This window comes from Pontibacillus halophilus JSM 076056 = DSM 19796, assembly GCF_000425205.1.
GTDB classification, from domain to species: domain Bacteria; phylum Bacillota; class Bacilli; order Bacillales; family BH030062; genus Pontibacillus_A; species Pontibacillus_A halophilus.
Map to the genome: position 1 here is coordinate 1 of NZ_AULI01000020.1, position 12,094 is coordinate 12,094.

Here is a 12,094-nt window from a genome sequence, read left to right on the forward strand (position 1 = left end):
CAGTTTAGGAACCGTTTTAAAAAAGTAGATCTAATTATTTTAGATGAGATGGGATACATTCCATTCAGTAAAGAAGGAGCCGAGCTTCTATTTCAACTCATCACCGATTGGTACGAGCAGAAGAGCATCATTATCACTTCAAATTTGGAATTTAGTCAGTGGAATCGAATATTTGTAGACTCGAGGCTAACAGCAGCTTTAGTTGATCGTGTCATACACCACGCTCATGTACTTACATTTTCAGGAGATAGCTACCGGGTTAGCCATGCATTATCCAGACAAAACTACTAAAAATATCGGCTGGCAAGCTTATGTATTTTTCATTGCATTATTATGTACTTTTCTCTTGCAAAACACACTAATACGCCTGGTAAAGAGAGCACAGACCATGCCGGGCATTTGGCTGCAGATAGATTCTGAGGGTCTCCTAATTACGATAATTTAGTTTCTCAGTCAAGCAATGTTAATCTGAGTGAGTATAAGAGGTTAGAAAACAAATGGGCAAAAGCAATAATAGAAGGAAAGAATGTTTCTGTTAATGTTAAAGTTAATTACAATGGTGATGATCAAAGACCAGCAAGTTTTGAAATAAAGTATGTAATTGACGGTGTTGTGAAAAAAAGAGAATTAGAAAACTAGAGGTGAAGTAACGTGGGAAAAGTATTTGAAGACTACTTGGCTGAACTGCAAGTTGATATGGTAGCTATTTGTTTGGAGTATGTTGAAGATAAAGCTGAAGACATCTTTATTTATTGTTCATATGAACCCAAGGTATATGCGTTTGATGTCTTTTATAAGATAAATGGAAACTTAGTGCTCAAGCATAATTTGAATGATGCGATAGATGGTACTGGAGGTTCTAATAAATACGACACTTCAGAAGAAAGACAAGAAGCAATGTTAGACATTGGTTTAAAGAACCTCAAGGAAATTAATAAAACCTGTGAAGATTTTGGGAGACAGATGCCTACAGAAATAAAATTACACTACAATGTTAGTAATAATAGCTTAAAGGCGAGTTATAAGTATGACTTGATCTATTCAAATCACAATGATCTAATGTCTGACGATATATTTGATGATTGGTTTGAAGAAGTAAACAATAGCATTTACTAATAAGATTAGACAGATAATTAGATAATCTAGAAACAACCCAAAAGGTTTTAGTGCGTTTATTTCATATTATTACCATTGTATGAGAAAGCTGCGAAGTCCTCTTCGCAGCTTTCTCTTCCTCATTCCCTTACAACCCTAACTCCCGCTTAAACTCATACCAATCCGTCACGCGCGGAAGTTCAAGGTGGCGGTTATACGCCTGGTCTCGCACATAGACAGAAGTGCGGAGGTCAGATAGTGTGTCAAGCACTGCTGGTTTGTCGTCTACATAATAGTCTAGATCAAGTTCCTGTATAATATGAAGTTTCTCGTCATCATTCATGCCGTAATAGAAGTGGTCATCCTGAACAGGGAAGCCTTGTTCCTTCATCCATTCTTTCGTACGTTCACCGAATTCTTTAAAGCGAGCAGTGATGTAGTAGATCTCATGACCTTTCTCGGCTAGTTCATTTAATACCTCAAGGGAGCCTTTAAATGGGGAGCAGTTCGTGAAGAAGATTTCCTCTACATGGTCCATCCACATTTGGCGACCTTCCTCTTCATTTAAGCCGAATAACTCATGAATCTCTAGTCGCTTAAAGTCATCTAAGCGCTCCACAGGTACTTCTTGCTCAAGCTTCTGTTGATAAATGGAGAACGCATGTCCACGCAAATTTATTAATGTATCATCAATGTCGAATCCGAATTTCATGGTCGGTAGCCTCATTTCCTGCTGTTCTAGTTTGTATGGAATAAAGCGTACCATGTATAGAGGGAAGTATCAATCAAGCAAGGGGAAAGGGGGAACCTATACAATTGGAAAAAGCGGACCAGGTCGTCACCCAGTCCGCTTTTGTGTATCTTTCGGAAAAATCATTTTTTGATTAACTTGCTGTTGATTTGCAAGTATTGGTTGCTTACCAATGTTGCCGCGGTTGAATATAAATTCTACATGGTAGTTTTTGTTCACTCAAACGACGCAATCCCTACCTCTATTGCATCCTTACAGCTCCGAAGCTGATCCAGTGTGATCGAGTGACAAAACGTAGCAGAATGCCAGTCTCATTCACATCACTCTTTCTTTTTCCGATTTCTATCGTTGCCTGTAACTGAAGCAACAATAGTTCATTATATACGCTAAATTCTAAAGTGTCAACGTCTAAAATGGAGTGATGTTAATCGTTGTAGATACAACGTATGTCATTTATGACTCCCACTACTTATCATACCCTTATGGAACATTCTTAAACCTTGTCTTTATGTTCGTGATGATAATCTTCCTTATACTCTTCCTCACTCAATGAATCATCCTTCTCATGCGAACCATCTTCCTGTTCCTCTAATTCAATCTTCAAATCCGTATTTGGTACGTCATCAATGAGCCTTTCCTTTTTCTTCTTCTCTTCGAAACTTTCTTGATCATTGTTCAAAGTTCTATCATTTTCGTTGCTCACCGCGATACCTCCATATTATTAAATGGTATTCTTTACCTTATGTGAAACGTTCATAAACCTCTCAATGCTTTATACGTTTGAAACCTTGAAAATGTGATATCCTCTATTATAAGAATGCTAGACTGCGAGGGACTCACATTGAGAAGAATTTGGAATGCGATTGGTCTATTAATTATTATGGTCAGCATGGCCATTTTTCTACTATACGTCGTACCCACCATTGACGACATCTTCACTACGAGCACTCTGAAACAAGAAGATGTCCCTATTCCGACAGAACTCCACCCTAAAGTTGAAGAAGCCAAACAAACCTTGATACAAAGAGCCGAAGCTAAGGACATTACAATTGTCATTACAGATGGTCATCGAACTGAAGCTGAACAAGACGAGCTCTACCAACAAGGACGGTCAGAACCTGGCAATATTGTCACCTACGCCTCTGGTGGTGAATCCTATCATAACTACGGCTTAGCCATAGACTTTGCGTTAAGAGTAGATAATGGAGAAGTCGTCTGGGATATGCAGCGTGATGGGAACGGCAACGGAGAATCAGATTGGATGGAAGTCGTTGCGATTGCCAAGGACCTTGGATTTGAATGGGGAGGAGATTGGACTTCGTTTAAAGATTATCCTCACTTGCAAATGGATTTCGGGCTAACGATTAGGGAGTTGAAGTATGGTGAGAGACCGGAGATTGAGGGTTATGCCGCGAACGACGAGGAATAGACGTTTTGTTAGTAAGTTCATAGATTACACTAAAGAGACTATCCATAAGATGGAGGTCTTTTTTTGATATTAGAGAATGCACGATGACTCAAATCACTCTATGATAAGTAAGGTGTATAAATATATTCACCTAAACATTACTTTTAAGGGGAAACTTGAAGACTCAATTTAGTGTTTCTACGAGGAAAATCATCTAAACTATTAGTGAAATATAAGACCTTAATTGGCAATCATTAAGATAAGTCCCGAAATTTAGAATAATAAATTAGTGACGTCTACTACCGGCTATTTATTGGATAGCTATCTAGAAATGAATGTAGAGTAAGGAATGATTACAACAAGGAGGTATTTTCTTTGAAGTGATTGAGGGTGGGACGCTATTGTAGACTTGTTTACTGGCCTAGTAATATTGATTATAGCAGTGTTCACCGATTTGCCGAGTGTAATGGAATAGGTCTATCACATTGTTATGAATCCCATTCAAAAAGGGGAATTCATGCTGAACATATTTAAAGAAACTGGGAGCAGGAATATACATATAGAACTGCATCACTCAGGGTAGGAATAGGGATGGGTTTTGCAATATCTAAAGTGGCTAGATCATATGAAATAGTTGACGTAAGAAATTGATTCAAGAGTTAGGCTCTCTTCACTATCGAAGACAATACTTTTGATGAACACTATTTTAATGCACTTGAAGGTCCCTTTGGCTACCGCCTTATCGTAAGGCATATTTTTAAGAGTATGGAACTCTTTTATTCTTCGGCAACCAGTGGCCGCACGTAAAAAATGGTTAGCAAAAGCGAAAAAAACGACGAGAGTGGGTGTGTTTCGCGCTCCTTTTTGTCGTATCTACAAAATTGTGGTAAAATTGTCAGGATTTAAAGCGCTTGGATCGCACGTGTGAATCATACGGAGAGTCAGCCTTTGAATCCAAAAAGAAAAAGGAGAGGGTACGAATGAAAGAAAATGCGAATGCACGTCATCAACGACGCTCATGGTCGCAATTCATCGCCTTCTTGTCACTTCTGGCAATCATCCTGTTGGTCGGATGTAGCAATTCTTCCGCGAGTGAGCCGGAAGATGCGGCGGATGAGCCGACAACAGAGACGGATACAGAAGAAGTAGCAAAGCAGGAGAAAGAGGAATTGCCGACCCGTGAAGAGGTTGATGCGGAAAACGGCGATCCGGATTACGATGGATTGGTCGAGCGTGATTTGGTAGACATTACAGAAGAAGTCGCGATTTCTGAAATCATCGATGGTGACACCGCTGTGGTGGAAGGGGAAAAGGGAAAGGAGACGGTCAGTCTCGCCTTGATAGACGCTCCGGAGCTCACGCTGCCGGATGGAAGCCAGGACGATAACTTGGGTTTGAAAGCTAATGATGTTTTAAGCAACTTGAATGGAAGTACCGTACTGATTGAGCGGACGGGTGCGACAGACGATAAAGGTCATGAACTTGTCCATTTTTGGTCACGAAACAACAATTACTATTACAATTTCAATAAATTAATGCTGAAAAAAGGGATCGCCCGCGTAAATGCGCCGAGCCCTGATGTAAAATACCTGGACGAATTTAATGAAGCTGAATCCGAAGCGAAAGCGGAGGAAGAAGACATATGGGGGATCGATGGGTATGTTACAGAAGATGGTTTTGAGCAGTAAAGCTGTACGTTAGACATGCATGGGGGCATGGCGGGTCACATTAGGAAAAGGGGTGATGTGCATGACTGTTGCTCAAGCCGTACGTCCGAATCGACCATTAACGAGAAGCACAAGAGGAACAAACGGAGCAAACGAGACACAGACAAATACACAACCTAAGAGACGCACGGGATATAAGAGATAATAGAGAGAGCCGGACGGAAGTGCATGGAGAACGGAGGGAGCTCAAACAGAATGCTGCCCCTATCCAGTTCATCAAGGTCATGTTCTTCGTCGTTGTCGTCTCACCGGGTGCGTTCTGGCTTTTGAGGGAAGAACCCTCAGCGAAAAGACTTGAGCGCCCGCAAGGAGCAAACACGCAGGTCTTCTTTGAAGAGAAGGTGACAAACAGTACGAACACGGGCATTCTCCGTGGGCAGTAAAAAGGCGTAACAGAATAAGAGAGTATTAGGCACAAGGCGCCCACGCCCTGTGCTTTTTTTGCGTGTACTAGACTCCAAGGTGTGACTTATCGAATGAAGCATAGTTAAAAGTTTTTCCAGAAGAGGTGTAAAAGTTCAAAGAGCGGCAAGTGTAAAGATCAAAATTACGTCTACACCCATCTTCCTGTTTATATTTTACATTTCTCTTAACATTTTCAAACAGATGAATGGGTCAAGATGTTTGGAGATTCCAAGATGTGAAGTTCTTTTGTTACAGACTTCGAGGATGTTGACAGTGGGGATGGCATCGGCCTCCTGATTGTGATGGTCAGCATACCCATCTTTCTACTATATGTATTACCTACTATTGATGATGTCTTCACCTCATCTACACTGGAGCGTGAAGACGTCTCGATCCCCACAAAGCTCCACCCACAAGTAAATGAAGCAAAGAACATTCTTATAGAAGAAACTCGAGCCAAAGGCATTGAAATTATGATCACAGACGGTCACTGAACGGAAGAAGAACAGGACAATCTGTACCAACAAGCTCGCAGCGAATCCGGTAATATCGTGACGATCGCCAAGGGAGGCCAATCCTATCACAACTACGGCCTCGCCATCGATTTCGCACTAAAACTAGACAATGGCAACGTCGTCTGGGACCTAGACCGCGATGACAACAACAACGGTGAAGCAGACTGGATGGAAGTCGTAGCCATCGCCAAGGATCTAGGATTCGAGTGGGGAGGGGATTGGACCTCGTTCAAGGATTATCCTCATTTGCAGATGGACTTTGGGTTGTCGATCAGGGAGTTGCAGTATGGGAAGCGGCCAAAGGTGGAGGAGTATGCGAATAAGGAATAAAAGAATCATAGATAAACGAGAGAACTATCCAATAGGATAGTTCTCTCGTTTAATAAATTAGAATTAGTTTATAAGTTGCATACTGTGACAGTAACTAGAATTTTTTGTAATTATAGTCGCTTTGATAAATAAAAAAGACTAGTTTTTAATATCTAGTTATTTAACAAAATTTTTATATAAAATTAGCGGAAACGTTTAAGTTTAACTGGATTTTACATTAAATTTTCAAAATATATGTTACACTTTGTAAAAAGGTAGCAATTTATTATATGTTTGATTATATATAACAGGTAATTTGTTTCATTTATATTACAATTTGATACATATTACCTAATAAAGATGTAATAAGGGAAAAAATTGGTTCTCAAGCTGTAAATAACTTGCTATAATAAGAGCAACGCAAATTGTCGAGTGATAGAAATGGGTATTTAGGACTACTCAATTAAGAATTTCAATAATAAGTTTCTGTAAGAAAACTTTAACGCTGTAATACATATTGGTACCCTTATTTAATCACTCTACTTAGCGTTGAAATTTACTAAGGGATTCAATCATCTTCAAAGAATCCATTCTTGTCCATAAAGGGGGTTGAGAGTTGAGCGTAGTGTATCACGAAAGGTGCTTAGGTCGAATAGGCTTTAAAATTACTATTTTGATGAAATGAGGAAATCGCTTATGACGTTTGGAAAACGAATATTATTATTAATGGCAATTGACTCGGCCATCGTTTCATTTTCAATTTTCATGTCACACTTTTTCCTTAATCCTTATAGCAATGTATTTGATTCGAAAATGATAGTCGCATCAGTCAGTTTACTTATTACCCATCATTTATTTTCTTACTTTTTTGGTCTTTATCGACGGGTGTGGCGTTATGCTAGTACGAGAGAGCTGACCGGAATCGTCGGGGTAGTTACCCTTTCAGTTATCAGTACGGCAGGTGTACAACTAGTAACCTATCAAACCACTTATGAAAGAGCACTTATAGTTACATGGATGTTACATATTATTTTAATAGGTGGAGTTCGGTTTGCCTGGAAGTATTACAAAACCTATGGTCTTGTCACTTCTTATGCAACTTTTAAGGATGCTAAAAAGGCGGTAGGGAATGCGCAAGCTAATACAAGAACGCTGATTATCGGGGCAGGTTCTGCTGGCCGAATGATTGCTAGGCAGATTCAAGAAAACGAATCTAAGGATGTGAAGCTCGTTGGCTTTGCAGATGATGATTTCACTATGAGAAATCTGACTGTCTCAGGGCTCCCGGTGTATGGAACTATTAAAGATTTGCCTGAGATTGTCGAGAAACAAAGAGTGAATCATATTGTTATCGCGATGCCTTCTGCCGATAAGGCTCGCATCAAAGAAGTCGTGACGATTGCGAAAGATGTTGTAAGGAATGTTCAAATTCTTCCTATGATTGAAGATATTATTCTTGGGAACCTTTCTGTTAATCAAATACGAGATGTATCCATAGAAGATTTGCTTGGACGGGAGCAAGTCGATTTAGACATGTCTAGTGTTTCAGAATCGTTAACAAATAGAACAATTCTAGTCACTGGTGCAGGTGGATCAATAGGGTCAGAAATTTGCCGACAAGTGAGTAAATTTGAGCCTGCAAAAATTGTCTTGCTTGGACATGGTGAAAACAGTATCTACACCATTGAAATGGAATTAAGAAATCTGTATAAAGACAGATTTCAAATTGATACTGAAATTTCAGATGTTCAAGACCGTGACAAGATGTTCGAAGTGATGGCTAAGCATCAGCCCGACGTCGTTTATCACGCAGCTGCTCATAAACATGTACCTTTAATGGAGCGTAATCCGGAAGAAGCCATTAAAAACAATGTGATTGGTACGCGAAATGTAGCTGAAGCGTCTGATGCTCGTGGAATTGGTACGTTTGTAATGGTATCAACAGATAAGGCCGTAAATCCTACCAGTGTTATGGGAGCTTCCAAGCGGATGGCTGAAATGATTGTTCAAGATATGGATAAAGGAAGTAATACTCGCTTCGTTGCTGTAAGGTTTGGAAATGTTCTTGGAAGTCGCGGAAGTGTAATCCCGCTATTCAAGAAGCAAATTGCCCGAGGAGGACCGGTAACTGTTACGCATCCAGAAATGATTCGTTATTTCATGACGATACCTGAAGCCTCTCGCCTCGTGATTCAAGCGGGCTCTTTAGCTAAAGGTGGAGAGATCTTCGTGTTGGATATGGGTGAACCTGTAAAGATTACCGATTTAGCCGAAAACCTTATCCGTCTTTCAGGGTTTGAAGTCGATGAAATCGGCATCGAATTCACAGGTATGCGTCCAGGAGAGAAGATGTATGAGGAGCTCCTTGGAAAAGATGAAGTCCACGACCAACAAGTGTGGCCAAAAATCTACGTAGGCAAAGCCGTAAACTTGGATATTCATAAAATTAATACCTGCATTGATGAGTATCAGAACCTAGACACAGATTCGCTTCGTCAACATGCATTACGTATCGCAAATGGAAAGATTGAGAATCAAGAACTGTTGGTTGGTTCTAAATAACATAAGGTATATCGCAAATGTGTTATGCACCTCTTTGCTCATTAATTAATCAGAGGAAGGAAGACGTACCATGTCAAATCGTATTTTCCTTGCATCCCCTCATATGAGTGATGAGGGTTTCGAGCAACAATTTGTCCAGCAAGCATTCGATACAAACTGGATTGCTCCTTTAGGTGAGAATGTAAACATGTTTGAAGAAGAATTAGCTCAGAGGGTTGGCGTAAACTCTGCAGCTGCATTATCTTCAGGAACAGCAGCTATCCACCTAGCTTTGATGGCAGCGGGAGTAGGAGAAGGGGATATCGTTTTTTGTCCAACCCTTACTTTCTCCGCAACAGCTAACCCTATTATCTATCAAAACGCTACACCCGTATTTATAGATAGTAATGAAGAAACATGGAACCTATGTCCAAATGCACTTGAAGAGGCATTTGAGAAATATCCAGAAGTAAAAGCGGTCATCGTTGTTCATCTCTATGGCCTTTCAGCTGACATGGATCGAATCATGGAGTTGTGTAAGAAACATAATGTAACCGTAATTGAAGATGCGGCCGAGTCCCTAGGTGGGTATTACAAGGGACAACAAACAGGTACGTTTGGTGATTATGGCATTTATTCCTTTAATGGAAATAAAATCATTTCCACTTCCGGTGGAGGGATGCTAGTCTCCAACAATGAAGAACGCATTCAAAAAGCTAGATTCTGGGCTACCCAATCTCGGGACCAAGCAAAGCATTACCAACATAGCGAACTAGGGTTTAATTACCGAATGAGCAATGTGTTAGCTGGAATTGGCAGAGGTCAATTAAAGGTTTTGGATGAACGTGTAGAAAAGAAGAAATACATATTTGAGTATTATAAAGCTGAATTAGGTGATTTAGAGGGACTTCAATTTATGCCAGTTAATGTGTGGGATGAACCGAACTTCTGGTTGAGTGCAATTACATTAACCGGATATGTCAGGCCCGTTGATGTAATGGAATCCCTAGAACGGGATAATATTGAATCAAGACCACTATGGAAGCCCATGCACCTTCAACCTTATTTCAGAAAATACGATTTTATAGGAAACACTGTTTCTGAAAACCTTTTTGAGAATGGTCTTTGCCTACCATCCGACACTAAAATGACAGTGGGGGATTTAAAAAAGACAACTAAGTGTATAAGAGAGTTGTGGGAAAAATGAATTTTTGTTATAGGAAGATAGTTAAGAGGCTGTTAGATTTAATTGTTTCAGGAGTGAGCTTAGTGATTTTAAGTCCACTATTTGTAACAATTGCTGTAATTATAAAGTATAAAATTGGAAGCCCGGTTGTGTTTAAACAAGAAAGACCAGGTTTAAATGAGAAAGTTTTTACTATGTACAAATTTAGAACTATGACAGACAAAAGAGGATCGGATTTTGAGCTACTCCCAGATAGCTTGAGGATAACTAGATTTGGTCTTTTTTTGCGCACTACTTCTTTGGATGAGCTCCCTGGTCTAATAAATGTTTTAAAAGGTGATATGTCTATGATTGGACCAAGACCCCTATTAGTACGCTATTTGCCTTTTTATACTGAAACTGAAAGAGCAAGGCACAAAGTAAGACCTGGCTTGTCAGGTTTAGCTCAGGTCAGTGGTAGAAATAACATTGAATGGGAAGAAAGGCTGAATTTAGATGTGATATATGTAAACGAAATGAGCTTTCTAACTGACGCTAAAATCTTTTTTAAAACACTGTTCAAAGCTTTTGTAAGAGCCGATGTTTCTGTGGTTGACCAGTCGGACATTAAGGATTTAGATGCAGAGAGGAGTATTAACAATGATACTTAAGCGTATTAATAGCGATAATTACTACCTGTATAAAGAAACGATAGTAGAGTTGTTACTAGACATATACAATATTAATTTCAATATGACTAAAAGTAAAAATGAAAATCTTAGTTTTGAAAAATCTGAACAACTTTATGAATTTTTGCTAGATAAAAGTGCTATCTTAATAGGAATATTCAAGGGTGAAGAATTACAGGGATTCTTATGGGCATACGTGCATAACTATTTTGGTGTAAATAGGATTCACGTTAATCAAATTGCTATTAAGGAGAATCATAGAGGAAATGGTTTAGCAAAGGTATTAATGGAAGAGATAGAGCAACTTGCGTTTAAAGAAGGGATAGAAACTATTGATCTTTTTGTTTCAGATTCTAATCTAGCAGCTTTGAATTTATATGAAAGTATGGGATTTTGCACAGAAAGAAGATATATGAAAAAAGTATTGTAGGTGATTACTTGTTATTCTCAGTTGATGTGAGTGAAAAAAAGAGATGGGATGAGATTGTAAAGAGCTTTGATTATTACGATGTGAACTACTTAAACGGTTATGTTTCAGCTTTCAGTCAAATTGGAGAGGGCAAACCTAAATTAATATACTATGATGATGGTGAAACAAAAGGGATTAACGTTGTTCTAATAAGAGATATAGCCTACTCTAAGCCATTTCTTAATAAAATACCAACTAATACCTACTTTGACCTAGTTACACCATACGGTTATGGCGGTTTTCTTATTGAAGGCGAAAATATTAATGCTTTAAAAGAAGCATATAAACATTTCTGTACAAAAAATGGGGTTGTTTCAGAATTCACCAGATATCATTTACTGCATAATAAATACAAAGAATTTTTTGATGATATTAAAACATATAAAAAAAATGTAGTTAGGGATTTAAACTTATCTTTAGATGATATGTTTATGGATTTTGAACATAAAGTTAGAAAAAGTATAAAAAAAGCATGGAGGTCACAATTAGAAATTGAAGTGGATTACACCGGAGATAGGTTAGATGACTTCTTACTTATTTATTACGATACAATGGATAGAGCTAAAGCAGACGAAAACTACTATTTTTCAAAAGAATTTTTTCAGTATATAAATGAGTATTTAAAGGATCATTTTGTTTATTTTCATGTTTTGTATGATGGGAAAATTATATCCTCGGAACTTGTTTTATATGGAAAAGACAATTGTTATTCGTTCCTAGGAGGTACTGACAGAAGATACATGAAGTTAAGTGCTAATAATTTTCTTAAATATGAAATTATAAAATGGGCGAAAGGTATTGGGTTGTCAAATTTCATCCTTGGTGGCGGTTACGGCTCTGAAGATGGGATTTTTAAGTATAAAAAGGGGTTTTCACCCAATGGAATGTATGATTTTTACGTTGGTAAACATATATACGACCAAGAAAAATATCAATATTTGGTTAATTTAAGAAAGTCTGAACTAGACTTTGAAGCAAATAGTGAATTTTTTCCTATATATAGAGCAGGGCAAACCTAAG

Annotated in this window: 13 protein-coding genes and 2 pseudogenes; 13 read left to right on the forward strand and 2 right to left on the reverse strand. The window is 38.6% G+C overall.

Going from position 1 to position 12,094, the window contains the following annotated elements; all coding sequences use genetic code 11:
• The 3 genes and pseudogenes from H513_RS0115805 to H513_RS0115810 all read left to right on the forward strand — a co-directional run.
• Positions 1–291: ATP-binding protein (locus tag H513_RS0115805; protein WP_026801598.1), on the forward strand; the 291-nt coding region annotated here is incomplete at its 5' end.
• 141 nt (positions 292–432) lie between these two features.
• Positions 433–639: pseudogene (locus tag H513_RS21320) on the forward strand (DNA/RNA non-specific endonuclease); the annotation flags it as partial.
• Between the two features lie 12 nt (positions 640–651).
• Positions 652–1,116, forward strand: coding sequence for a hypothetical protein (locus H513_RS0115810; RefSeq protein WP_026801599.1), 465 nt, complete (start codon positions 652–654; stop codon positions 1,114–1,116).
• Positions 1,117–1,243: 127 nt separating this feature from the next.
• Here H513_RS0115810 and H513_RS0115815 read toward each other — a convergent pair whose 3' ends face one another.
• Both H513_RS0115815 and H513_RS0115820 read right to left on the reverse strand, forming a co-directional pair.
• Positions 1,244–1,807: a 5' nucleotidase, NT5C type gene (locus H513_RS0115815; protein WP_026801600.1), complete on the reverse strand. Its 564-nt coding sequence runs from the start codon at positions 1,805–1,807 to the stop codon at positions 1,244–1,246.
• A 532-nt stretch (positions 1,808–2,339) separates the two neighbouring features.
• On the reverse strand, positions 2,340–2,549 hold the full coding sequence (locus H513_RS0115820; protein ID WP_036770506.1) for a hypothetical protein: 210 nt from the start codon (positions 2,547–2,549) through the stop codon (positions 2,340–2,342).
• Positions 2,550–2,687: 138 nt separating this feature from the next.
• On the opposite strand from H513_RS0115820, the gene H513_RS0115825 reads away from it, so the two are divergent.
• The 10 genes and pseudogenes from H513_RS0115825 to H513_RS0115865 all read left to right on the forward strand — a co-directional run bounded on the left by H513_RS0115825 (position 2,688) and on the right by H513_RS0115865 (position 12,093).
• Positions 2,688–3,275: a M15 family metallopeptidase gene (locus H513_RS0115825; protein WP_231572128.1), complete on the forward strand. Its 588-nt coding sequence runs from the start codon at positions 2,688–2,690 to the stop codon at positions 3,273–3,275.
• Positions 3,276–4,234: 959 nt separating this feature from the next.
• On the forward strand, positions 4,235–4,942 hold the full coding sequence (locus tag H513_RS0115830; RefSeq protein ID WP_026801603.1) for a thermonuclease family protein: 708 nt from the start codon (positions 4,235–4,237) through the stop codon (positions 4,940–4,942).
• Between the two features lie 61 nt (positions 4,943–5,003).
• The gene (locus H513_RS22185; protein WP_267879650.1) at positions 5,004–5,126 is read left to right on the forward strand and encodes a hypothetical protein; all 123 of its coding nucleotides are present in this window, start codon (positions 5,004–5,006) and stop codon (positions 5,124–5,126) included.
• A gap of 562 nt (positions 5,127–5,688) precedes the next feature.
• Complete coding sequence (locus tag H513_RS22290) at positions 5,689–5,880, forward strand: hypothetical protein (RefSeq protein ID WP_407946631.1); 192 nt, start codon at positions 5,689–5,691, stop codon at positions 5,878–5,880.
• 18 nt (positions 5,881–5,898) lie between these two features.
• A pseudogene (locus H513_RS22295) lies at positions 5,899–6,231 on the forward strand (M15 family metallopeptidase); the annotation flags it as partial.
• 675 nt (positions 6,232–6,906) lie between these two features.
• Positions 6,907–8,772 (forward strand): polysaccharide biosynthesis protein, encoded by a 1,866-nt coding sequence (locus H513_RS0115845; RefSeq protein ID WP_026801605.1) that lies wholly within the window; start codon positions 6,907–6,909, stop codon positions 8,770–8,772.
• Positions 8,773–8,842: 70 nt separating this feature from the next.
• On the forward strand, positions 8,843–9,958 hold the full coding sequence (locus tag H513_RS0115850) for a DegT/DnrJ/EryC1/StrS family aminotransferase (RefSeq protein WP_026801606.1): 1,116 nt from the start codon (positions 8,843–8,845) through the stop codon (positions 9,956–9,958).
• Positions 9,955–10,587, forward strand: coding sequence for a sugar transferase (locus H513_RS20470; protein WP_036770512.1), 633 nt, complete (start codon positions 9,955–9,957; stop codon positions 10,585–10,587). The genes H513_RS0115850 and H513_RS20470 overlap by 4 nt, the downstream gene beginning before the upstream one ends.
• On the forward strand, positions 10,577–11,035 hold the full coding sequence (locus H513_RS0115860; protein ID WP_026801607.1) for a GNAT family N-acetyltransferase: 459 nt from the start codon (positions 10,577–10,579) through the stop codon (positions 11,033–11,035). Before H513_RS20470 ends, H513_RS0115860 begins: the two co-directional genes overlap by 11 nt.
• On the forward strand, positions 10,999–12,093 hold the full coding sequence (locus H513_RS0115865) for a lipid II:glycine glycyltransferase FemX (RefSeq protein ID WP_156111458.1): 1,095 nt from the start codon (positions 10,999–11,001) through the stop codon (positions 12,091–12,093). Before H513_RS0115860 ends, H513_RS0115865 begins: the two co-directional genes overlap by 37 nt.
• The last annotated feature ends 1 nt before the right edge of the window (position 12,094 follow it).

Coding starts and splice junctions, on each gene's coding strand:
- H513_RS22185 (WP_267879650.1), top strand. CDS start 5,004: ATGACTGTTGCTCAAGCCGTACGTCCGAATCGACCATTAACGAGAAGC.
- H513_RS20470 (WP_036770512.1), top strand. CDS start 9,955: ATGAATTTTTGTTATAGGAAGATAGTTAAGAGGCTGTTAGATTTAATT.
- H513_RS0115815 (WP_026801600.1), bottom strand. CDS start 1,807: ATGAAATTCGGATTCGACATTGATGATACATTAATAAATTTGCGTGGA.
- H513_RS0115845 (WP_026801605.1), top strand. CDS start 6,907: ATGACGTTTGGAAAACGAATATTATTATTAATGGCAATTGACTCGGCC.
- H513_RS0115860 (WP_026801607.1), top strand. CDS start 10,577: ATGATACTTAAGCGTATTAATAGCGATAATTACTACCTGTATAAAGAA.
- H513_RS0115830 (WP_026801603.1), top strand. CDS start 4,235: ATGAAAGAAAATGCGAATGCACGTCATCAACGACGCTCATGGTCGCAA.
- H513_RS0115850 (WP_026801606.1), top strand. CDS start 8,843: ATGTCAAATCGTATTTTCCTTGCATCCCCTCATATGAGTGATGAGGGT.
- H513_RS22290 (WP_407946631.1), top strand. CDS start 5,689: ATGGTCAGCATACCCATCTTTCTACTATATGTATTACCTACTATTGAT.